At 60.2% G+C, this 20,896-nt stretch carries 18 protein-coding genes and 1 tRNA gene; 3 read left to right on the forward strand and 16 right to left on the reverse strand.

The window, feature by feature from the left end; translation table 11 throughout:
- Nucleotides 1-85: 85 nt before the first annotated feature.
- Together rlmB and rnr are read right to left on the reverse strand one after the other, a co-directional pair.
- Nucleotides 86-829, reverse strand: coding sequence for a 23S rRNA (guanosine(2251)-2'-O)-methyltransferase RlmB (gene rlmB, locus IEY47_RS11980; RefSeq protein WP_188983480.1), 744 nt, complete (start codon nucleotides 827-829; stop codon nucleotides 86-88).
- Nucleotides 826-3,432 carry a ribonuclease R gene (gene rnr / locus IEY47_RS11985; RefSeq protein ID WP_188983481.1) on the reverse strand — a complete coding sequence of 869 codons (2,607 nt, stop codon included), beginning with the start codon at nucleotides 3,430-3,432 and terminating at the stop codon, nucleotides 826-828. Before rnr ends, rlmB begins: the two co-directional genes overlap by 4 nt.
- Before the next feature lie 209 nt (nucleotides 3,433-3,641).
- Between rnr and IEY47_RS11990 the strand changes: the two genes are divergently transcribed.
- Nucleotides 3,642-3,728, forward strand: a tRNA-Leu gene (locus IEY47_RS11990).
- A gap of 136 nt (nucleotides 3,729-3,864) precedes the next feature.
- Here IEY47_RS11990 and IEY47_RS11995 read toward each other — a convergent pair.
- From IEY47_RS11995 to IEY47_RS12045, 11 genes are all read right to left on the reverse strand, one after another.
- Nucleotides 3,865-5,160, reverse strand: a complete 1,296-nt coding sequence (locus IEY47_RS11995; protein ID WP_188983482.1) for an adenylosuccinate synthase — start codon at nucleotides 5,158-5,160, stop codon at nucleotides 3,865-3,867.
- Between the two features lie 49 nt (nucleotides 5,161-5,209).
- Nucleotides 5,210-6,397, reverse strand: coding sequence for an ATP phosphoribosyltransferase regulatory subunit (locus tag IEY47_RS12000; RefSeq protein ID WP_188983483.1), 1,188 nt, complete (start codon nucleotides 6,395-6,397; stop codon nucleotides 5,210-5,212).
- Between the two features lie 231 nt (nucleotides 6,398-6,628).
- On the reverse strand, nucleotides 6,629-7,498 hold the full coding sequence (gene hflC / locus IEY47_RS12005) for a protease modulator HflC (RefSeq protein ID WP_188983484.1): 870 nt from the start codon (nucleotides 7,496-7,498) through the stop codon (nucleotides 6,629-6,631).
- Nucleotides 7,498-8,676: an FtsH protease activity modulator HflK gene (gene hflK, locus IEY47_RS12010; RefSeq protein ID WP_188983485.1), complete on the reverse strand. Its 1,179-nt coding sequence runs from the start codon at nucleotides 8,674-8,676 to the stop codon at nucleotides 7,498-7,500. Before hflK ends, hflC begins: the two co-directional genes overlap by 1 nt.
- Nucleotides 8,677-8,771: 95 nt before the next feature.
- Complete coding sequence (gene hflX / locus IEY47_RS12015; protein ID WP_188983486.1) at nucleotides 8,772-10,073, reverse strand: ribosome rescue GTPase HflX; 1,302 nt, start codon at nucleotides 10,071-10,073, stop codon at nucleotides 8,772-8,774.
- Nucleotides 10,074-10,085: 12 nt separating this feature from the next.
- Nucleotides 10,086-10,337, reverse strand: a complete 252-nt coding sequence (hfq, locus tag IEY47_RS12020; RefSeq protein ID WP_188983487.1) for an RNA chaperone Hfq — start codon at nucleotides 10,335-10,337, stop codon at nucleotides 10,086-10,088.
- An 86-nt stretch (nucleotides 10,338-10,423) separates the two neighbouring features.
- Nucleotides 10,424-11,395 (reverse strand): tRNA (adenosine(37)-N6)-dimethylallyltransferase MiaA, encoded by a 972-nt coding sequence (gene miaA, locus IEY47_RS12025; protein ID WP_188983488.1) that lies wholly within the window; start codon nucleotides 11,393-11,395, stop codon nucleotides 10,424-10,426.
- Between the two features lie 79 nt (nucleotides 11,396-11,474).
- On the reverse strand, nucleotides 11,475-13,385 hold the full coding sequence (gene mutL / locus IEY47_RS12030) for a DNA mismatch repair endonuclease MutL (RefSeq protein ID WP_188983489.1): 1,911 nt from the start codon (nucleotides 13,383-13,385) through the stop codon (nucleotides 11,475-11,477).
- Nucleotides 13,378-14,808, reverse strand: coding sequence for an N-acetylmuramoyl-L-alanine amidase (locus IEY47_RS12035; RefSeq protein WP_229779399.1), 1,431 nt, complete (start codon nucleotides 14,806-14,808; stop codon nucleotides 13,378-13,380). The genes mutL and IEY47_RS12035 overlap by 8 nt, the downstream gene beginning before the upstream one ends.
- Before the next feature lie 7 nt (nucleotides 14,809-14,815).
- The gene (gene tsaE / locus IEY47_RS12040) at nucleotides 14,816-15,244 is read right to left on the reverse strand and encodes a tRNA (adenosine(37)-N6)-threonylcarbamoyltransferase complex ATPase subunit type 1 TsaE (protein WP_229779427.1); all 429 of its coding nucleotides are present in this window, start codon (nucleotides 15,242-15,244) and stop codon (nucleotides 14,816-14,818) included.
- A 26-nt stretch (nucleotides 15,245-15,270) separates the two neighbouring features.
- Nucleotides 15,271-16,782 (reverse strand): NAD(P)H-hydrate dehydratase, encoded by a 1,512-nt coding sequence (locus tag IEY47_RS12045; protein WP_188983491.1) that lies wholly within the window; start codon nucleotides 16,780-16,782, stop codon nucleotides 15,271-15,273.
- Nucleotides 16,783-16,851: 69 nt separating this feature from the next.
- Between IEY47_RS12045 and queG the strand changes: the two genes are divergently transcribed.
- Nucleotides 16,852-17,910: a tRNA epoxyqueuosine(34) reductase QueG gene (gene queG / locus IEY47_RS12050; RefSeq protein WP_188983492.1), complete on the forward strand. Its 1,059-nt coding sequence runs from the start codon at nucleotides 16,852-16,854 to the stop codon at nucleotides 17,908-17,910.
- Here queG and IEY47_RS12055 read toward each other — a convergent pair.
- The 3 genes from IEY47_RS12055 to IEY47_RS12065 form a co-directional block, all read right to left on the reverse strand.
- Nucleotides 17,907-18,125 (reverse strand): hypothetical protein, encoded by a 219-nt coding sequence (locus IEY47_RS12055; RefSeq protein ID WP_188983493.1) that lies wholly within the window; start codon nucleotides 18,123-18,125, stop codon nucleotides 17,907-17,909. The genes queG and IEY47_RS12055 overlap by 4 nt on opposite strands.
- Nucleotides 18,126-18,176: 51 nt before the next feature.
- Entirely contained in the window at nucleotides 18,177-18,719 is a 543-nt protein-coding gene (orn, locus tag IEY47_RS12060) for an oligoribonuclease (protein ID WP_188983494.1), read from the reverse strand.
- A 72-nt stretch (nucleotides 18,720-18,791) separates the two neighbouring features.
- The gene (locus IEY47_RS12065) at nucleotides 18,792-19,586 is read right to left on the reverse strand and encodes a class I SAM-dependent methyltransferase (protein WP_188983495.1); all 795 of its coding nucleotides are present in this window, start codon (nucleotides 19,584-19,586) and stop codon (nucleotides 18,792-18,794) included.
- Nucleotides 19,587-19,691: 105 nt separating this feature from the next.
- Between IEY47_RS12065 and rsgA the strand changes: the two genes are divergently transcribed.
- Nucleotides 19,692-20,711 (forward strand): small ribosomal subunit biogenesis GTPase RsgA, encoded by a 1,020-nt coding sequence (gene rsgA, locus IEY47_RS12070; protein ID WP_188983496.1) that lies wholly within the window; start codon nucleotides 19,692-19,694, stop codon nucleotides 20,709-20,711.
- Nucleotides 20,712-20,896: the final 185 nt, after the last annotated feature.

Consider the following 20,896-nt stretch of genomic DNA (forward strand, 5'->3'; position numbering starts at 1 on the left):
CCGCGCTCGAACACGGGTTATCCATCGCGCCGGCCCAATGTTGATGATTTGCAGCCAGCCCAACGGCCGATACCGCGCTATGGCTTTAACGAACGCTGCGCTGCCGGCGTGCTTCGAATAGGCACACACCCGTGGCCACCGAAACGTTAAGACTGCTGACGCTGCCCGCCATCGGCAAACGCACAAGATAATCGCACCGCTCGCGCGTCAAGCGGCGCATGCCCTTGCCCTCGGCCCCCATGACCAGCACGGTCGGGCCCGTCATATCCTGTGCATACAGCTCCTGCTCTGCCTCGCCGGCAGTACCGACGACCCAAAGCCCACGCTGCTGCAGCTTTTCCAGCGTCCTTACGAGATTGGTGACGGCGACCAGGGGAATGACTTCCGCCGCGCCGCAAGCGACCTTGCGAACGGTGGCATTCAACGTTGCCGACTTGTCCTTGGGCACGATTACCACGAGCGCACCCGCGGCATCGGCTGTGCGCAGACAGGCGCCAAGATTATGCGGATCGGTCACACCATCGAGCACCAATAGCAGTGGCGGTCCCTCACTACGCTCCAAGAGCTCGTCGAGCATGTTCTCGCCCCAGACCTGGCTGGGACTCACATCTGCAACGATGCCCTGGTGCACGCCTTCGACCCATTCGTCCAGCTCGCGGCGCTCGCATTGCGTCACCGGAACCCGCGCGGACGCGGCAAGTTCGGTCAACACCTGAACCCGAGGGTCCTGACGCCCGTCCGCCAACCACAATTGCTTCACGCGCTTAGGGTGATGGCGCAGCAATGCCTCGACCGCATGAACGCCGTAGATTTTTTCCCACTGACTCATGACTTGCTCTTGCTCTTGCGCTTACGCGGTGCCGAGCCCGACGCCCTGCCGGACGCTTCTTTCTTGGTGCGCGCAGGCTTTGCACCTGCCGACGCACCGCGTTGACCGCTTTTGCTTGCCTGCCCTTTGCTGGTTTTGGCCTCGTTGAGCAGCGCTTTCTTCATGGCGCGGCTTCTGCCGACGTCCGTGTTGCCCAGATGCTGACCAGCCACTTCATCCTGCTCGACGATGACCTCTTTCTCTGCCGACGACTTCTTTCGCCCTGAAGCACGCGAGGACGGCTCGCCGGCCCCTCGACGGGATTTCGGCTCGTCTCGTCCTTTTCCCCGGCCACGCCCCGTGGGTTTTGGCGCTGGGCTTGGCATCTCGGCAATTTCGAAATCGATCTTGCGTTCATCGAGATCGACACGCATCACCTTGACCGCGACGCTGTCGCCAAGGCGGAAATGCCGACCGCTGCGCTCGCCGGAAAGCCGGTGGTGGACAGGGTCGAAATGGTAGTAATCCGCAGGCAGCGCGGTCACATGCACCAAGCCCTCCACGTAGATGTCCCGCAGTTCGACGAATATTCCGAAGCCGGTGGCTGCGGTGATAACACCATCAAAGACTTCACCGACGCGATCACTCATGAACTCGCACTTGAGCCAACTGACCACGTCACGCGTGGCTTCGTCGGCACGCCGCTCTGTCATCGAGCATTGCTCGCCCAGCTGCTCTAGCGACGCCTCGTCGTACGGATAGATCTTCGCCTTCGGCATGACTGCAGCCCCGGCACGCTCGACATGCGAGGTCTGGCGCTTGGAACGAATCACGCTACGGATTGCGCGATGAACCAATAAATCGGGGTAGCGCCGTATAGGCGACGTGAAATGGGTATAGGCGTCGTAATTCAGGCCGAAGTGGCCGTTGTTGTCCGCGCTGTACACCGCCTGACTCAACGAGCGCAGCATGACCGTCTGAATCAGCTGGAAATCAGGCCGTTCACGCACCGTTTCAAGCAGACGCTGGTAGTCCTTCGGTGTGGGGCCGTCTTTTCCCTTGTGCAGCGACAAGCCCAGCTCGGTCAGGAACGCCTTGAGCTTCTCGAGTCGCTCGGGCGGCGGGCCGTCATGTACGCGATACAACGACGGAATATCGTGGTCCTGCATGAACGCGGCCGTCGCCACGTTGGCCGCGAGCATGCACTCCTCGATCAGGCGGTGCGCATCGTTGCGCTGCGTCGGGCGGATCTCGTCGATTTTGCGATTCGAACCAAAGATGATGCGGGTTTCTTGCGTTTCAAAATCGATCGCGCCCCGCACATGCCGCGCCTTGAGCAATACCTTGTACAACGCATGCAAACGCTTCAAGTCCGGCAATACCGCTGCGTATTCCTGACTCAAACGCTGGCCATCGTCGGATTTAGGATCCTCGAGCAGGGTCGCGACCTTGTTGTAGGTCAGCCGAGCGTGAGAATGAATCACCGCTTCGTAGAATCGGTAGTCCGTCATCTTGCCGCTACGCGACAGTTTCATCTCGCACACCATGGCGAGACGGTCAACATGCGGATTCAGCGAGCAAAGGCCGTTCGACAGCACTTCTGGCAGCATCGGAACGACGCGCTCAGGGAAATAGACCGAGTTACCGCGTTTCTGCGCTTCTTCGTCGAGCGCAGAGCCCACTTTCACATAGTGCGACACGTCGGCGATCGCGACGAAGAGGCGGTAACCCGAAAACGGTCCCCAACTTCCCTTTTCGCAGTAAACCGCGTCATCGAAGTCTCGCGCGTCCTCGCCATCGATCGTCACGAATGGCAGGTCGCGCAAATCGACACGCTTGGCCTTGTCCTTTTCAGCAACCTCGGGCTTGAGCAATGCCGCCTCTTTCTCGACGGCTTCTGGCCACACGTGAGGAATATCGAAGCTACGCAGTGCGACATCGATCTCCATGCCGGGCGCCATGTAGTTTCCGATCACCTCGACGATGTCGCCCTGGGGCTGAAAACGTTGCGTCGGCCAATGCGTGATACGAATCTCGACAAACTGCCCCGGCTTGGCGCCGCCGTTGCGCCCTGGGGTAACGAGCACTTCCTGCTGGATTTTCGGATTGTCCGGAGTGACGAAGCCGACGCCGCTCTCCTCGAAGTACCGGCCGACGACGGTTTCGTGCGCCCGCGACACCACCTCGACCAGGCTTCCCTCACGACGTCCCCGGCGGTCCAATCCCGCCACGCGGGCCAACGCGCGGTCGCCATCGAACACCAACCGCATCTGCGTTGGGCTGAGAAACAGGTCGTCGGAGCCATCGTCCGGAATAAGGAAACCGAAGCCATCCCGATGACCACTCACACGACCAAGGATAAGGTCGAGCTTGTCTACCGGCGCATAAGTACCGCGGCGGGTATAGATCACCTGACCGTCACGCTCCATCGCTCGGAGGCGGCGACGGAGGGCCTCGATCTGGTCTTCTTCGGTCAGGCCGAACTCTTCGACCAGCTGCTCTCGATTGGCTGGCGACCCGCGATCATCCAGGTGCTTGAGGATCAGCTCACGGCTGGGGATGGGATTTTCGTATTTCTCCGCTTCGCGAGCGGCCTCGGGATCGAGGGATTGCCAATCGGCCATTGAATGGAAGTACCTTTGTATAAATCGGTTCGAGATGGGCTTCGGTGCCCTATTGAAGCGCGAAACGCGTGCTTTCGGCAGCCTTGCTTACGGAATAAAAATTTTTCCATAACAGGTATTTACAAGCCAAAAAACCGTCCGTATAGTGCGCCCCCACAACGACGTCAAACGTTGTTGAGTTGAAGCGGAGCAGCATACACCGCTTCAATGCCCAGGTGGCGGAATTGGTAGACGCACTAGGTTCAGGTCCTAGCGATGGCAACATCGTGGAAGTTCGAGTCTTCTCCTGGGCACCATATTCCACAAAAAACCGAGCCTCTGGCTCGGTTTTTTGTTTGCCCTGAAAAAATACCGATCTTTAGCTTCGACTTACTTCTGAACGTATGAAAAAAGGGCCGCATTCTGCGGCCCTTTTCGTTCGATCACGCGGGATCAGCTATACGGATGCTCCAGCACAATCGTCTCGTTGCGATCCGGACCCGTGGAGATAATTGCAATCGGCGCACCGACCAAATCCTCGATACGCTTGATATAGGCTTTGGCATTCGCCGGCAGTTCTTCCAGCGATTTCGCCCCGACGGTCGATTCGCTCCAGCCTGGCAAATCTTCGTAGACCGGCTGTAGACCGATGTAACTGTCGGCGTCCGTTGGCGCATCGATCAACAGCTCACCTTGCGCATCCTTGTAGCCCACACAGATACGAATCGTCTCTAGACCGTCCAACACGTCCAGCTTGGTGAGGCACAGGCCGGAAATACTGTTGATCTCGATCGCCCGACGGATGATGACGGCGTCAAACCAACCACAACGGCGCGCCCGGCCTGTCGTAGAGCCGAACTCATGGCCTTTTTTCGCCAGGTAGGCACCGGTTTCATCGAACAGCTCGGTAGGGAACGGCCCCGAACCAACGCGCGTGGTATAGGCCTTGGTGATACCGAGAATGTAATCGAGATAGAGCGGACCAAAGCCAGACCCTGTCGCCGTACCACCCGCCGTGGTGCTGGAACTGGTCACGTAGGGATAGGTGCCATGGTCAATATCGAGCAGCGAGCCCTGCGCGCCTTCGAACATGATGTAGGCGCCCTGACGGCGCAGCTCGTGCAGGCGCGCAGCCACATCGGTGATCAGCGGACGCAGGATCTCGGCATATTCGAGCGCTTCATCGAGCGTCTGCTGGAAGTCGACGGGCGACTCCTTGTAATAGTTCTGCAGGACAAAGTTGTGGTAATCCAGCAGCTCGCCGAGCTTTGCCGCGAAGCGCTCGCGATGAAAGAGATCGCCAATTCGCAAGCCACGGCGCGCGACCTTATCCTCGTACGCAGGGCCGATACCCCGGCCCGTCGTGCCGATTTTGGCATCGCCGCGAGCACGCTCACGGGCCTGATCCAACGCAACGTGATAGGGAAGGATCAGCGTGCACGATGGGCTGATACGCAGACGCTCCCGTACCGGAACCCCTTTGCTTTCCAGGTTCTTGATTTCCCGCAACAACGCGTCGGGGGCAACCACGACACCGTTGCCGATCATGCACTCGACGTTTTCCCGCAAAATGCCGGACGGAATCAGGTGGAGGACGGTTTTCTCACCATTGATGACAAGGGTGTGGCCCGCGTTGTGGCCGCCTTGGTAGCGAACGACGGCGGCCGCTTGATCGGTCAACAGATCGACGATCTTGCCTTTACCCTCATCGCCCCACTGGGTACCCAGGACAACGACATTCTTACCCATAACGCTTACCCTCTCGCAATTCGAAGCCAGCAGAGCCGGCAGAAACCATTTAGATCGTCAGCGACCGCACTTCCCAGCGACCACCCTGCAATACCAATTCGCGATCGCATCCCGCCTCGCGCGCCATCGCGATATCCTGACCCGGCATCGCCTGAATCACGCGCACACCGTCTTCTCGGAGTGTACGCACGACCTGCCAGAGCTGCAGATCGTGATTATCCGGCGCCCAAACCCCGGGCTCGAACGCAACCGACGACATATCCCCCAACGTGACCAGGGTCTTCAAATCTGTAGAGAAGCCTGTTGCAGGCCGCGCCCGACCGAAATCGCCGCCGATATCATCGTAGCGACCGCCCTGCGCGATCGCCTGCCCAACACCAGGAACGAACGCCGCGAAGACCGCACCCGTGTGGTAGTGATATCCCCTGAGCTCACCAAGATCAAAGTAAAGCGGAAGTTCGGGGTAGCGCGCGGACAAGTGATCGGCGATGGCGATGAGTTCGTCCAGCGCCTGGTGCACATCATCCGGCGCCTCGACTAAGGCAGCTCGAGCCAGATCAAGCACCTCGCGACCACCGCACAACTCCACCAGTGCACGCAACATCGAGGCTAGCGCCGCTGGAAGCCCTGCGGTTAACGACTCGACTTCATCGATTGCCTTGCGCTGCAGCGCATCGAACAGTGCCTGCTCGGCATCGCCCGACAGCGCCGCCGCACGCGCCAGCCCGCGGTAAATGCCAACATGCCCCAGGTCCATATGAACGTCAGCAACATTGGCCAGCTCTAGGGTCTCAAGCATGAGACTGATGATTTCGAGGTCGCTGGCCGGCGTCGCATCACCGTACAACTCGGCACCCAATTGTATGGGGCTACGGGACGTCGAAAGCGCGCGCGGCCGCGCATGCAATACGCTTCCGGCGTAACACAGGCGGTTCGGACCGCCCACCTTCATACTGTGGGCATCGATACGAGCGACCTGGGGCGTAATATCTGCCCGGAACCCCATCTGCCGCCCAGTATTGGGGTCGGTCACTTTGAAGGTACGAAGATCCAGATCCTGGCCGGCACCGGTTAGGAGAGATTCAAGAAATTCGATATGGGGCGTAACGACGAAGGCATAACCCCAACGGTGGAACAGATCCAGAATGTCACGCCGGGCCACTTCAATACGCGCCGCCTCGGGCGGCAGTACCTCTTCGATGCCATCTGGTAGCAACCAGCGGTCTATCGTCGCCATCTCGCCTTCCCCTTATCTTCGGACGATTGAAGCGTCCGATCGACGAACGCCGAGAGCGCTCGTCACACAAACCGTTAAAACGCAGCTAGCGCTCGTCAAAGAACGCTTTCAGCATCGTGCAGACGCAAAAAAGCCGGGATTTCCCGGCTGCCGCATCATACCGTCCTTTAATGCCGGGGTCACCCCGAGCAGCCAAACAGGCTGCCAGAAGGCGCCCCAACCACGCTCAGATCAAGGCCGCGATTTCTCTAGATAACGGAAGAACTCGCTACCTGGATCCAGCACCATCACGTCACGCTTGTCCGCAAAGCTCTCGCGATATGCCTGGAGACTGCGGTAGAAGGAATAGAACTCGGCGTTTTGGTTATAGGCGCTCGAATAGATCGCGGCTGCCTGGGCGTCACCATCACCGCGAATTTCTTCAGCATCTCGATAGGCATCGGCCAAGAGCACTCGACGCTGACGATCGGCATCCGCGCGGATCCCTTCCGCCAACTCGCGCCCTTTCGCACGATGCTCACGCGCTTCACGCTCACGCTCAGAGCTCATGCGTTCATAGACGCTACGGTTCACTTCACGCGGCAGATCGATCGCTTTCACTCGCACATCGAGCACCTCGATACCGAGTTCGCGGCGCGCCATGCTATCGAGCAGCGCAGTCATGTCGGCCATGAGCGCATCACGCTCACCCGACACGACTTCGTGCAACGTACGCTTACCGAACTGGTCGCGAAGCCCCGCCTCTAGCCGACGTGACAAACGCTCATCCGCTATTTGCTTCGTGCCGGAGGTAGCGGTGTAGAAACGCTCGGCATCCGCAATTCGCCATTTTGCGTAGGCATCAACCATGACCGCTTTCTTTTCCAGCGTCAAAAAGCGCTGAGTCGATGTATCGAGCGTCAGCAGACGACCATCGAACTTACGCACGCGATTGACGTATGGAATCTTGAAATGCAGCCCTGGCGGGACATCGGCTTCGACCACTCGACCAAACTGCAGCAGGACCGCTCGCTCGGTTTCGGCAACGATATAGAAGCTGGACCAGACCACGATGGCCAACACCACCGCGGCAATCAGGCCAAAAAGAGACTTATTGCTCATCAGCGGCTCTCCCTAGAACGCAGGTCACGCTGCTCCAGCTCGCGAGCAAGCCGGGACCCGGCATCCGAACTGCTGGAATTGGACGAGGACGTCGATGAATTGCCCGTCGCAGACCCCTGATTGCGACCGCCTTCGATCATCTTGTCCAGTGGCAGATAGAGCAGATTGTTCTGTCCCTTGTCGCCCGTCACGAGCACCTTACTGGTGTTGCTCATCATTTCCTGCATCGTCGTCAGGTACAGACGCTCCCGAGTCACGTCGGGGGCCTTCTGGTACTCGGCGAGCAGCGCAGTGAAACGATCTGACTCACCGGTCGCGCGAGCCACGACTTCGTCACGGTAGCCGTTGGCTTCTTCCAGCAGACGCTGCGCTTGACCGCGCGCTTCTGGAATCACGCCGTTCGCATAGGTTTCCGCCTGGTTGCGCTCACGCTGCTCGTCCTCACGCGCCCGGATGACATCGTCGAATGCCTCCTGAACTTCGCGAGGCGCCGAAGCGCTCTGGATATTGACCTGAGTCACCGTGATACCGGCTTGGTAGTTATCCAGGAACCGCTGCAGACGCTCACGGACCTGGGCCGCAATGGCTTCACGCCCTTCGGTCAACACCTGGTCCATGGTCGACGAGCCCACCACATGGCGCAGCGCGCTGTCCGTGGCATGCTCGAGGCTGATTTCAGGCTGATCGACGTTGATCACGAAGTTGCGCAGGTTGCTGATGCGGTATTGCACCGTCAGTGGCACCTCGACGATGTTTTCATCCTGCGTGAGCATCGCGCCCTGCTTGCTGTAAGCCCGCTCGCGCGTAACGTTCTCCTGGTACTTGGTATCGAACGGCGGGAAGTAAATATTCAGGCCCGAATCGACGGTCTCGTGATATTTACCCAAGCGCAGGATCACCGCCTGCTCTTGCTGGTCCACCACGTACACCGCGTTATAGAGCCACGCAGCCAATAGCACGAGCAGCGCAATGGCAAGCATGCCAAAACCACCGCCCTTGCTTCCGCCGCTGCTTCCGCCACTGGAGTTGCGCTTCTTACCACCGAACATCCCGCCCAGGCTTTCCTGCAACTTACGAAAGGCCTCATCGAGATCGGGTGGCCCCTGACGCCCACCGCCTTTGCGGCCGCCCCAAGGGTCTTGATTATTCGAATTGCCACCCGGCTCATTCCAAGCCATAGCGCTCTCCATCACTGATATGCAAAAACGCGCCCACGGCGCGCCGCCAATGCTACAGAATCCCCCGACCGGCGCCAAAGGCGGCCGGCCGGCCATTATTGCAAAGTGTGTTGCTGGATGAAGACATCGGGCTTCAACCCTTCTCGACTCACGAGACGATTGAGCTCCACACGAGGCAAGCGAACAACCAATAACGTATCGCCCTGCTCATCATGTGATTCGTCGCGCACCGCCCCGAGGGCGAACAGCTGTGAGCGAAGTCGCGCCAACGTTTGCGGTATCCGCAAGGTGGCAGCGAACATATCCTCACCGAGCAATTCGACGACGGCTTGCCTGATGAGATCCAGACCTAGTCCCGTCTGGGCGGAAACCCAGACACGACGCGGAATACCCTCTTCGTCACGCTGAATGTGAGGCTCGACACCTTCGAGCAAGTCCAACTTGTTGTAGACCTCGAGCATTGGCAACTCGCGCGCGCCAATTTCCTCCAGCACATCGAGGACCTGTTCGATCTGCTCGTCGCGATCAGGCTCGTGCGCATCGATCACATGGAGCAGCAAGTCCGCGTTCGCCGACTCTTCGAGGGTCGCCCGAAACGATTCCACCAACTTATGCGGAAGATGACGGATGAACCCTACCGTGTCGGCCAGTACCACCGGGCCGATATCCTCGAGCTCAAGACGCCTGAGGGTCGGATCAAGGGTCGCAAAGAGCTGATTCGCCGCGTAAACCTCCGACGTGGTGAGCGCATTGAACAGCGTAGACTTGCCGGCGTTGGTGTACCCCACCAATGAGACTGAAGGTATCTCCGCACGACGGCGCCCTCGCCGCGCCTGGTCACGTTGACTGCGAACCTTTTCCAGGCGCTGCTTGATCTGCCGGATGCGGACGCGCAAAAGACGACGGTCGGTTTCCAGCTGTGTTTCACCAGGGCCGCGGAGTCCGATGCCACCCTTCTGGCGCTCAAGGTGAGTCCACCCACGAACCAGCCGCGTGCTCATGTGTTCCAGTTGAGCGAGCTCGACTTGCAACTTGCCTTCGTGCGTTCGCGCGCGCTGGGCGAAGATGTCGAGAATCAGACCGGTACGATCGAGCACACGACATTCCAGGGCGCGCTCTAGGTTACGCTCCTGACTCGGCGTGAGGGTGTGATTGAAGATGACCAGCTCAACCTGCTCGGCATGGACCAGCTCGTGAAGTTCATCCACTTTACCGGTACCCACCAGGTACTTGGCACTGGGCCGATGGCGCGGGACATTGACGAAAGCCACTGCTTCCGCGCCGGCAGAACGCGCTAGCTCAGAGAACTCTTGAGGGTCTTCCCGGACATCCGGATCCTGACCCTCGAGATGAACGAGGATGGCGCGCTCCCCACCCTCATGTCGTTCGAAGAACAAAGTCCAGCCCCGTTAGGCGTTACCCGGCTCGGACTGGTCCTGATCACCGCTCGGCAACCGCACAGGACGGCTTGGGACCACAGTGGAAATTGCATGTTTGTAGACCATCTGGCTGACCGTATTTTTCAGCAAGATGACGAACTGGTCGAAGGACTCGATCTGGCCTTGCAGCTTGATGCCGTTAACGAGGTAGATGGAGACCGGGACGCGCTCTTTGCGCAGCGTATTGAGGTAAGGGTCTTGTAGCGAATGCCCTTTTGACATGTGACGCACTCCTTATTGAGATTTGAAATCTTTTGAATTTTAGCTGCCTTGCAGGAAAAGCGAGTGCAAGGCGAAGAATGAATGACTTACCGCAATATGGAGGCCGATTCCAGGTATTTCAAGACACGTGAGCTGTTGTCGGGAGCAGCGCTGTCCAACCACGTCAGACAGGGCCAACTGCGCAACCAAGTAAATTGCCGCTTAGCCAGTTGCCGGGTCGCGATAACGCCCCGCTCTTCCATCTCGCTGTAGGTCAGCCTTCCATCTAAATGTTGCCAAACTTGCCGATACCCGACCGCCCGAATGGATGGCAGCTCTTCGTGCAGATCTCCGCGAGCACGCAGCTCTTCGACCTCTGCAACGAACCCCTGTTCCAGCATCGAGCGGAAGCGCAGGGCAATTCGATCGTGCAAGGTCTGACGCTGTGCCGGGGCAATGGCGAACTGCGCGACAGTATACGGGAATCGCCCTTCGCCGGGCGCCTCTGTCACGGCATTTTCAGCCTGCTGACGCTGCCTCAGTTCAGTCATCGTCTGCCCACTGATGCGATGCACCTCCAACGCTCTTAGCAGACGCTGCGGGTCGTTGGGATGAATACGCGCCGCCGACTCGGGATCGACCTCTGACAGGCGTCGGTGCATATGCGCCCAACCCAGCACCCCAGCCTCTGCTTCGAGAGACGCCCGGACCGCGGGATCGGCGCTTGGCATCTCTGCCAGCCCGTCGATCAGCGCTTTGAAGTACAGCATCGTGCCACCGACCAGCAGAGGGATCCGTCCTGCGGCGGTAATCGCGGCCATTTCCCGCAACGCGTCGCGACAAAAGTCAGCCGCTGAATAGGCTTCGACAGGATCACGAATATCGATGAGTCGATGCGGATAACGCTGGAGAATATCGGCGGACGGTTTTGCCGTACCGATGTCCATCCCCCGGTACACCAACGCAGAGTCAACGCTTACGAGCTCGCAGGGCAAGCGCTCCGTCAGCGCCAGCGCAAGATCGGTCTTCCCCGCAGCAGTAGGCCCCATGAGAAAGATAGCGGGTGGCAGGGAAGACATCGAAGGTTCCGGAAATCGAAAGGCGCGTAGTTTCCAGCGGACCTGGCGATGGACGCAAGCAGGAAGACGTTTTCCAGCGCTATTGACCGCGCATGAACAGCTTATCCAACTGATCCATACTCATCTGCGTCCAAGTAGGTCGACCGTGATTGCATTGACCGCTACGCTCAGTCTGCTCCATATCACGAAGCAAACCGTTCATTTCCGGCAGGCTCAAGCGCCGATTGGCCCGGATCGCGCCGTGGCAGGCCATGGTGGCGAGCAATTCGTTCAAATGCGCTTGAATCCGATCACTGGTGCCGTATTCCAGCAGATCCGCAATCACATCCCGCACCAATCCAGCGGCATGCGCCTGCTTCAGTAACACTGGGATCTGCCGGATCGCCAATGTTTCCGGGCCCAGGCGCTGCAGCTCGAAGCCGAGTCGATGAAACCACTCGGCGTGCTCTTCGGCGCAATCGGTTTCGCGCTGGCTCAACGCGACGGACTCCGGCACCAGTAGCGGCTGCCCGCGCAAGCCTTCGCTAGCCATCGCAGTCTTCAGACGCTCATAGGTAATCCGCTCATGTGCCGCGTGCATGTCGACGACGATCAACCCCTGGGCGCCTTCAGCAAGGATGTAAACGCCCTTGAGCTGCGCGACCGCATATCCCAAAGGCGGAATATCGCCCTGCACGTCCGGCAAGGGTGCCGCCACGGCACTCGGCGCAAGTGGCGCGTAGAACGCTTGGTATGCACCCGAGGCTTCGGCCGTCATCGACGAAGATTCTGGACGGTAGCTGCGATAGCTTGCACCGCCACCGACACCACCACCTAAGACGGCCGAAATAGAAGATGTCTCGCTCCCATCGACCGGTTGCGGCTGCCTGTCAAGCAGGCTCGCGGCGAGACTCATTTCACCCTGAGGGCCGAATTCGCCCGCAGTAGCACCCGTAGGGCGCATCACAGCGGGCGCTACTGACGCCAGCTGATCCTCAGGGCGTATCTCACCCAACGCACGGTGCAGCGTGCCATAGAGGAAGTCATGCACCATGCGACTTTCACGAAAGCGAACCTCATGTTTGGTGGGATGAACGTTAACGTCCACCACGGCCGGATCCACTTCAAGAAACAAGACGAACGTCGGATGCCGGCCATTGAACAGAACATCGCGATACGCCTGACGTACCGCGTGAGCGACCAGCTTGTCGCGCACCATGCGACCATTCACATAGAAATACTGGAGGTCCGCCTGACTTCGGGAGAAGGTCGGCAGGCCTACCCATCCCCATAAACGCACGCCCTCCCGCTCAACTTCCAACGGCAACGCCTGCTCGAGGAAGGCCGGACCACAGACGGCACCGACACGGCGAGCACGCGCCTGCGCATCGCGTGCTTCGTGCAACGCCAGGATGCTCTTGCCGTTATGGCGCAGATGGAACGCCACATCGAACCGCGCAAGCGCAAGGCGCCGCACGACTTCCTGTAGGTGATCGAACTCGGTCTTTTCCGTGCGCAGAAATTTGCGTCGGGCAGGCGTATTGAAAAACAGATCGCGGACCTCAACCGAGGTGCCGACGGGATGCGCAGCAGGCTGCACCCGAGACTCCATATCCCGGCCTTCGGTCTCGACTTGCCAAGCCTCTGTCGCGTCAGCCGTGCGCGAGGTCATGGTGAGGCGCGCAACTGAGCTGATGGACGCAAGCGCCTCGCCACGGAAACCCATGCTCATGACCCGCTCGAGGTCTTCAAGATCGCGAATCTTGCTCGTGGCATGACGCGCAAGCGCTAAAGGCAAATCGTCGGCAGGGATTCCCAAGCCGTCGTCGCGAACGCGAAGCAGCTTGATGCCACCTTGTTCGACGTCGATATCGATACGCTTCGCACCGGCGTCGAGGCTGTTTTCCAGCAACTCCTTGATCACCGATGCCGGCCGCTCTACGACCTCACCGGCAGCGATCTGGTTGGCGAGCCGCGGGTTGAGTAGCTGTATGCGGCGCAGTTCAGTCATTGCTTGAAGCCAGCGTGGTCGCTGGGATATCGAGCACCTGGCCCACTTTGATCACATCGTTGGAAAGCTTGTTGGCACTGCGCAGGGCTGCCAAGTTCACCTGGTACCGCTGGGCAATCAAGGCAAGGCTTTCACCTGAGCTTACGACATGCTCACGAGGCCCCATCGCCAACTTGCCAGAGTCTCGTAACCAAGCGATGTACGTACCTGGCGGCGGGTGCTGCGCGAAGAAGTCCTTGACCCCACGTGTAATGGAGCGCGCGAGACTCGCTTGATGGCCCGACGTGGCGAGCTTGGCGGCTTCCCCTGGATTAGAGATGAAACCGGTCTCGACCAGGATGGATGGAATATCCGGCGACTTGAGGACCATGAACCCTGCCTGTTCCACGCGACGCTTATGCAGTGGCGTGATCTTGCCGAGGTTTGTCAGCACCTTTTGCCCAACGTTCAAGCTCGACGCCATCGACGCAGTCATCGAAAGATCGAGAAGGACGCCAGCCAGCATCTGATCCTTACCTTCCAGGCTCAGACTCCCCGCCCCGCCGATCAGGTCGGAACGGTTTTCGTTGTCTGCCAGCCAGCGAGCCGTTTCCGAAGTTGCACCGCGATCGGATAGCGCGAATACCGAGGCCCCGAAGGCCGAGGCCCGTGGCGCTGCATCCGCGTGAATCGACACGAACAGGTCGGCGCCCTTCTTGCGCGCGATCTCGGTGCGCTTACGCAGCGGAATGAAGTAATCGCCGGTCCGCGTCAGCTCGGCACGGTAACCCTTCTCCGCGTTGATCTGCCGCTGCAGCTCCTTGGCGATCGCCAAGGTGATGTTTTTTTCACGCGCGCCTTTGGGACCAAGCGCGCCGGGATCCTCGCCACCGTGCCCGGCATCGATCGCGACCACGATGTCGCGCTTGGCGCTATTGACGGGAGGAAGCTTGGTCGCGGGCTGAGTCGGCGTGACAGGCGTTGCAGGTACGCTGGCCGTTGTGGTCTCGGGAAGGCTCGGCGACAGGTCCGCGCCCTTATCGAACAAGTCGATCACGAGCCGGTCGCCGTACTCCTGGTTTGGCGGCAACACGAAACTCTTGGGTGTCACTTCGGCGGACAGGTCGATCACCACGCGAAGCTCATCCGCAGCACGCTGTGCCGAACGGATGCTGGTAATCGGCGTATTGGCGATTGCGAGCTGATCCAGGCGGGTCTTGAGGTCTGCACCTTTTATGTCGACCACGATCCGGTCAGGCGCCGCGAGCGTGAACAGGTTGTGCTGCACGGGCCCAGAAAGGTCAAAGACCAAGCGTGTGTTGTCCGGCGCGCGCCACAAGCGAACGCTTCGAACATCGGATGCGGCAAACGCCTCGAAGGCCAGGAACGCCAGCAGCAATCCGACAATGCCGCGCAACATGCCCACCCGCATACCAATCCTCATTGCTTCGTCATACTCCAGTGGCAAGGGCAGAACACCAGGCTTCGCCTCGCGCTCCATAAGGAACGAGGCTGAGCAACCGCCCTTCAGAATGCGGCGTAATGGTAATGTCCAGGTCAGGCTTTGGCAAAACGCCAGTGCCCCGTTCTGGCCATTCGATCAGGCATAACGCATCTTCGGCAAAATAATCCCGGATACCGAGAAATTCCAGTTCTTCGGGGTCCGCTAGTCGGTAAAGATCGAAATGGAATGCCGCAATATCACCAATTTGGTAGGGCTCGACCAGGGTGAACGTCGGGCTTTTCACGCGCCCCTGATGACCAAGCCCGCGAATCAGCCCCCGCGAAAGCGTCGTCTTGCCCGCGCCCAGGTCACCGTGCAGGAAGATTACGCCGTGCCCTCCGGTCACCCGCGCAAGACGCGCGCCCATCTCCAGCATGGCATCTTCGCCAACGACCTCAAGCGTCAAGGGTGAACCGAACGACACGGAGAATGCTCCTCGATAACCTGTCTGATAAAAGTCGGCATGTCGCCGGCGGCAAGCCCCCGGCCCTCGGCGAGCCCAATACGCTCGCCAGCACATGCATGCAGCCACACACCGAGGCATGCCGCATCGTAGGCGTTCATGCCCTGTGCCCGCAGCGCGCCGATCAGGCCCGCTAGCACGTCACCCAGTCCGGAACCCGCCATCGCGGGGTGCCCCCTGTCGCATACGGCGAGCCGGCCATCCGGCGCGGCGACGATGGTACCAGCGCCCTTCAATACGACACAGGTCCGGTATCGACGCGCCAGCTCGAACGCCGCCGCGAATCGGTCCGCCTGAATGTTGCCGGTGGACGAACTCAACAGTCGTGCCGCCTCGCCGGGATGGGGCGTGATGACCGAATCCTCGGGCAGCTCGACCGCGCCAGTCGCCAGCAGATTGAGCGCATCGGCATCCCAGACGTGCTTACACCCGACTACCGCTGCGGCGCTCAGCAGGCTGCGTCCCCACGCCGCTCCGCCAAGGCCCGGCCCCACGACCAGCACACTGGCTTTTTCTGCCATGGCCAGCAGCTGATTGGCCGATCGCACACCGTGTGTCATCAGTTCCGGACGACGCGCCTGCGCGGCAGCCACATGCTCTTCCCGCGTAGCGACGGAGACCAGCCCCGCACCCGCGCGCAAGGCGCTTTCCGCCATCAAGAGTGCGGCGCCCCCCATCCCGCGGTCTCCCCCAATAACCAGCACATGCCCGAAATGCCCCTTGTGCGCGGTCGGTACACGTGGTGCCAACTGCGGCAGAGTGGCACGGCTCAATCGAGTCACGGGCGACGCGACACGACGGTCATCCATTTGATTAGCGCCAAGGTCATCGAAGACCAAACGCCCTACGTATGCGCCGGCCTCCCCCGTAAATAACCCTTGCTTGAGAGCAATGAACGTCACGGTCACCACAGCCTTGATGGCGCCTTCCAGGGCGTGGCCGGTATCGGCGTTCAACCCAGACGGCACATCGACCGCAAGGACCGGGCAACCACTCGAATTGACGGCCTTGATCGCAGCATCGTAAGGCGGACGCAACGAGCCCTGTGCGCCAGTACCCAACAGCGCATCGATGACGACCCCTTCGAAGGTGGCGTCGTTGCGCCAAGGCTGCGTGACCACACCTGAAGCGACAGCTTCTCGATAAGCCATTGCAGCATCGCCTTGCAGCTGTGCAGGCTCACCTACCGCCCACGCTCTGACCGACCACCCTGCGCGCTTGGCCAGCGCTGCAATCAGGTAGCCATCCCCCGCGTTGTTGCCTCGGCCCGCGAGCAGTGTCAGCGTGCGCACATCCGGCCATTGCTGGCGCAGGGCGCGCCAGCATGCCTCGGCGGCCGTGCCCATGAGCTGAAAGCCTGGTGTACCGCTGGCGATCAGCCGGGCATCGAGCGCGCGGACCTGTTCAACGGTGTACAGCGCATCAGGCAGGTCGTCGTATGTCTGCTGCATCGGGTAGTGCCGCTCCATGTCTGGCAGAATTGCGGGATTATAGGCCTCCCCGTATTACGTAACGCGCTCATGTCCACTCAGCCAGACCTTCCCGCCCTTGCCCACGCCATAAAAGAATGGGGACAAGCGCTTGGCTTCCAGCAGGTCGGCATTACCGATATCGACCTGGGCCGTCACGAGCAACATTTGCAAGACTGGCTGAACGCGGGATACCACGGCGAGATGGAATATATGGCCGCACACGGCCAAAAGCGTTCCCGCCCGGCCGAACTTGTGCCGGGAACCTTGCGCGTCGTTTCCGTACGAATGGACTACCTGCCGGGCGACACGCGCATGGCGCAGCGTCTGGCAGAGCGCGATAAAGCCTACCTGTCCCGCTATGCGCTTGGCCGGGACTACCACAAATTGATCCGCAAGCGGCTGCAGCAGTTGGCCGACCGCATCGTCGCGGAAGTCGGCACGTTGGGGTACCGGGCATTCGTCGACAGCGCACCCGTGCTGGAAAAAGCCGTCGCAGAAAAAGCAGGTCTTGGCTGGATTGGCAAAAACACGCTCGTCCTCAATCGCAAGGCAGGCAGCTATTTCTTTCTTGGCGAACTCTTCGTCGATCTCCCCCTTCCCGTCGACCCGCCGCAGGCCACGGAACACTGCGGCCGCTGCAGCGCGTGCCTGGATATCTGCCCGACACAGGCCTTCGTGGGCCCACAACAGCTGGATGCACGGCGCTGCATCTCTTACCTCACCATCGAGCTCAAGGGGCCGATCCCGGAAGCGCTTCGCCCGCTCATGGGTAATCGCGTGTTCGGGTGTGACGACTGCCAGATCGTGTGCCCGTGGAATCGGTTCGCACGCCCGACGCACGAGCCAGACTTCTCACCCCGCCATGGGCTGGATAACGAAGAACTCGCCAGCCTATTCCGCTGGACCGAAGACGAGTTTCTCAGTCGCACCGAAGGTTCGCCGCTACGACGGGCCGGCTACGAGCGCTGGCTGCGGAATCTGGCAGTGGGCCTAGGCAACGCACCGTCCACCATCCCGGTGATCGAGGCCCTGAATCTACGCCGCAACCACCCCTCGGCATTGGTGCGCGAACATGTGGAATGGGCGTTGGATAGGCATCGGAGCTAGCGCGCGCAGCTGATCTTCGACAATAAAATTGGGCTGCTTTTTGTAGGAGCCAGCCGGGCTGCGAAGGGCTTGCTGGCGATCGCTTTTTCATCCGCCCCACCTGCAAGCATTGCGCTATGCGAGTTGAACGTCGCTTTTTGTAGGGGCGGGTTTACCCGCGAATACGGCGGAAGGATCAGAACAATCTTCGCGAAGGAAATCGCTTTCGCGAGCAAGCCCGCTCCTACAAAAAGCTGCAATCTCGCGAGATAACGAGCGCGCTCCTATCAAACCTTCAGCAGGTTCTCCCGGTAATAACGCAACTCGGCAATGGACTCCCGAATATCATCCAACGCAAGGTGCGTATTGTTCTTCTGGAACCCGTCCTTGACGCCCGGCGCCCAGCGTTCGGCCAAGATCTTGAGGGTCGATACGTCGAGATAGCGATAGTGGAAGTAAGCCTCGAGCGCCGGCATGTATTTATAGAGGAAGCGCCGATCCTGGCCGATGCTGTTACCACAGATAGGCGATTTGCCCTTGGGCACCCATTCTTCCAGGAAGGCAATGGTCTCCGCCTCGGCGGCGGCCATGTCGATCCCGCTTTCGCGCACACGCTGGGTCAACCCGCTCTGCCCGTGCGTACGGGTGTTCCACTCATCCATCCCCGCGAGCACCGCATCACTGTGATGGATCGCCATCACGGGGCCTTCGGCAAGCACGTTGAGTTCGCTATCGGTCACGATGGTGGCGATCTCGATGATCACGTCGCGCTCAGGCTCCAACCCAGTCATTTCCAGGTCGATCCAAATCAAGTTCTGTGGGTTCGGCATGCCAATTCTCCTCTGCTCGGGCCGCTATTCTAGGGTCTGTTGCCGTTTCGTCGCGAATGTATCGCGGGGACCTTATGGCGAGGGCTGGTTGATGTGAGCGTCCATCGGCCACAGCAACAGCCGGGTTTCCCGCCAATCCTGCACCTCGATGACCCTCGCAGGCTCGACACCCGGGATGGCGAAACTATTACTGATGAGCAGCCCATTCGCTGGCATTTCCGCGCTCGCCTTGCGCCAGATTGCGGGCATAGGCGCGGGAGACAGGAAGCAGTAGACGACATCGAACGTCGAGAGGTCCTGCTTCCAGAGATTGCGATAACGGACCCTGCAATTGCTCCACGCCAAGGCGCGCATCCACGCGACCACAAAGCTCAACGGTGCTGTCTCCACCCCTTCGAAGCGCGAATCGGGAAAGCGCTTGGCCAGCCGCGCGATCGTGCCACCCAGCCCGCAGCCAAGATCGACGAATACGAAAGGTCGACCAAGGGACTTTAGAATTTCGGCCAGCTCGCGCTCCGTCGGCTCGCCGCTCAGATAGAGCGGCACCCGCTCGCCAAAACTGTTCCAGTTGAACAACAGGACCAGGAAGAACAGCACGCCGTAGCTCCACGCTGGAAGCGCCAGTCCATACAACACGAGCAGGGCTGGCACGAATGCCAGGTTGATCGGCCCCCACCAACGAGACAAGCCCAGACGCATGCCCAGTACCGCTGCCAGTACGCCCTGGAGTGCGGCAACGCCCCATAAGGGCACCCGCCAGCCGAAATAGCGCGCTAGTAGGAACAGCAGGCCCGCTACCACGACCATCGCCATCAGCTGCGCGCACAGTGCTCGCAAGGCCGGATATCGCTGCTCCCCCCCCTGCATCTATTCGTCTTCCCCTGTTCGAACGTTCGCCACCTAGCAGTTTAGCCAGAGGCCGCAAGGTGGGCATGATAGACTCGCGCACCGTCCCAATCACCAGATCTCCGAATGGCCAAACGCCAATTGACCCGCCGCCAGCAATGGCGCATCGAAAAGATTCAAGAAGAACGCGCAGCGCGATCGGCCAAGCGCGAATCACGCGCTGTCGAGGAACTCCAAGGCGGCGATCTGGGCCCCGAACAACCGGGACAGGTGATTGCGCATTTTGGGGTAACGGTTGAAGTGGAAGACGCCGAAGGGCGGGTTTTTCGCTGCTATCGCCGCGCAAATCTTCCCTCGTTGGTCACCGGTGACCATATCGTCTGGCGCTCCGGCGCCGACGACCAAGGCGTCATCGTTGCCCTGCTCCCACGAAAATCGGAACTCTGCCGTCCAGATACGCGCGGACAACTCAAGCCGGTTGCCGCCAACGTCGATCAGCTTGTCATCACCTTCGCGCCGCTGCCGGAACCTCACGGCAATCTCATCGATCGCTATCTGATTGCCGCCGAACATGCGGGTATCGAGCCGTTGCTGCTGCTGAACAAGGCGGATCTCATCGGCGAAGGCGACAGCACACGTCTGGATGCACTGCTCAAGACGTATCGGACTTTGGGCTACCAAGTACTAGAAGTGTCCGCTCGCAATGGCCTTGGCCTTGAGGAGCTGCAAGGTAATTTGGATGGATGCGTCAGCGTGTTCGTCGGGCAATCCGGCGTGGGCAAATCGTCGCTGGTCAACGGCTTGCTGCCGGATGCCGGCACCCGTGTAGGCGAGCTGTCCGAGGCGACGGGCAAAGGCACACACACGACCACCACCGCGCGACTGTTCCATTTCCCCGCAGGCGGCGATTTGATCGACTCACCCGGTATCCGCGAGTTCGGCCTGGGGCACGTGACGCGAGAGGACATCGAAGACGGCTTCATCGAGATGCGCGCCCTGTTCGGCACCTGCCGCTTTCGCGATTGCCGGCACGACCGCGAGCCTGGTTGCGCGTTGCTCACCGCCGTGGACGATGGACGAATCCTGCCGCAACGCATGGACAGTTACCGGCACATCCTCGCCAGCCTGCCGAAGGATGAGTACTGACAAATCCAGTAATAACGGTAGGGGCAACTCTAGTCGCCTAATCGCCCTGATGCGCCGCGGCTAAAGCGGACCGCCACCCAACCGCCCCTGCAGAGAGATACTGCTGCCTCTGGAAACGATCGCTTTCGTAGGGCGGGTGCAACCCGCGGCTTTTGCGGCATATCTAAAGCCGCCCGGCCCACTCC

Source organism: Pseudomonas matsuisoli, from assembly GCF_014647635.1.
In the GTDB taxonomy this organism is placed as follows: domain Bacteria; phylum Pseudomonadota; class Gammaproteobacteria; order Pseudomonadales; family Pseudomonadaceae; genus Pseudomonas_P; species Pseudomonas_P matsuisoli.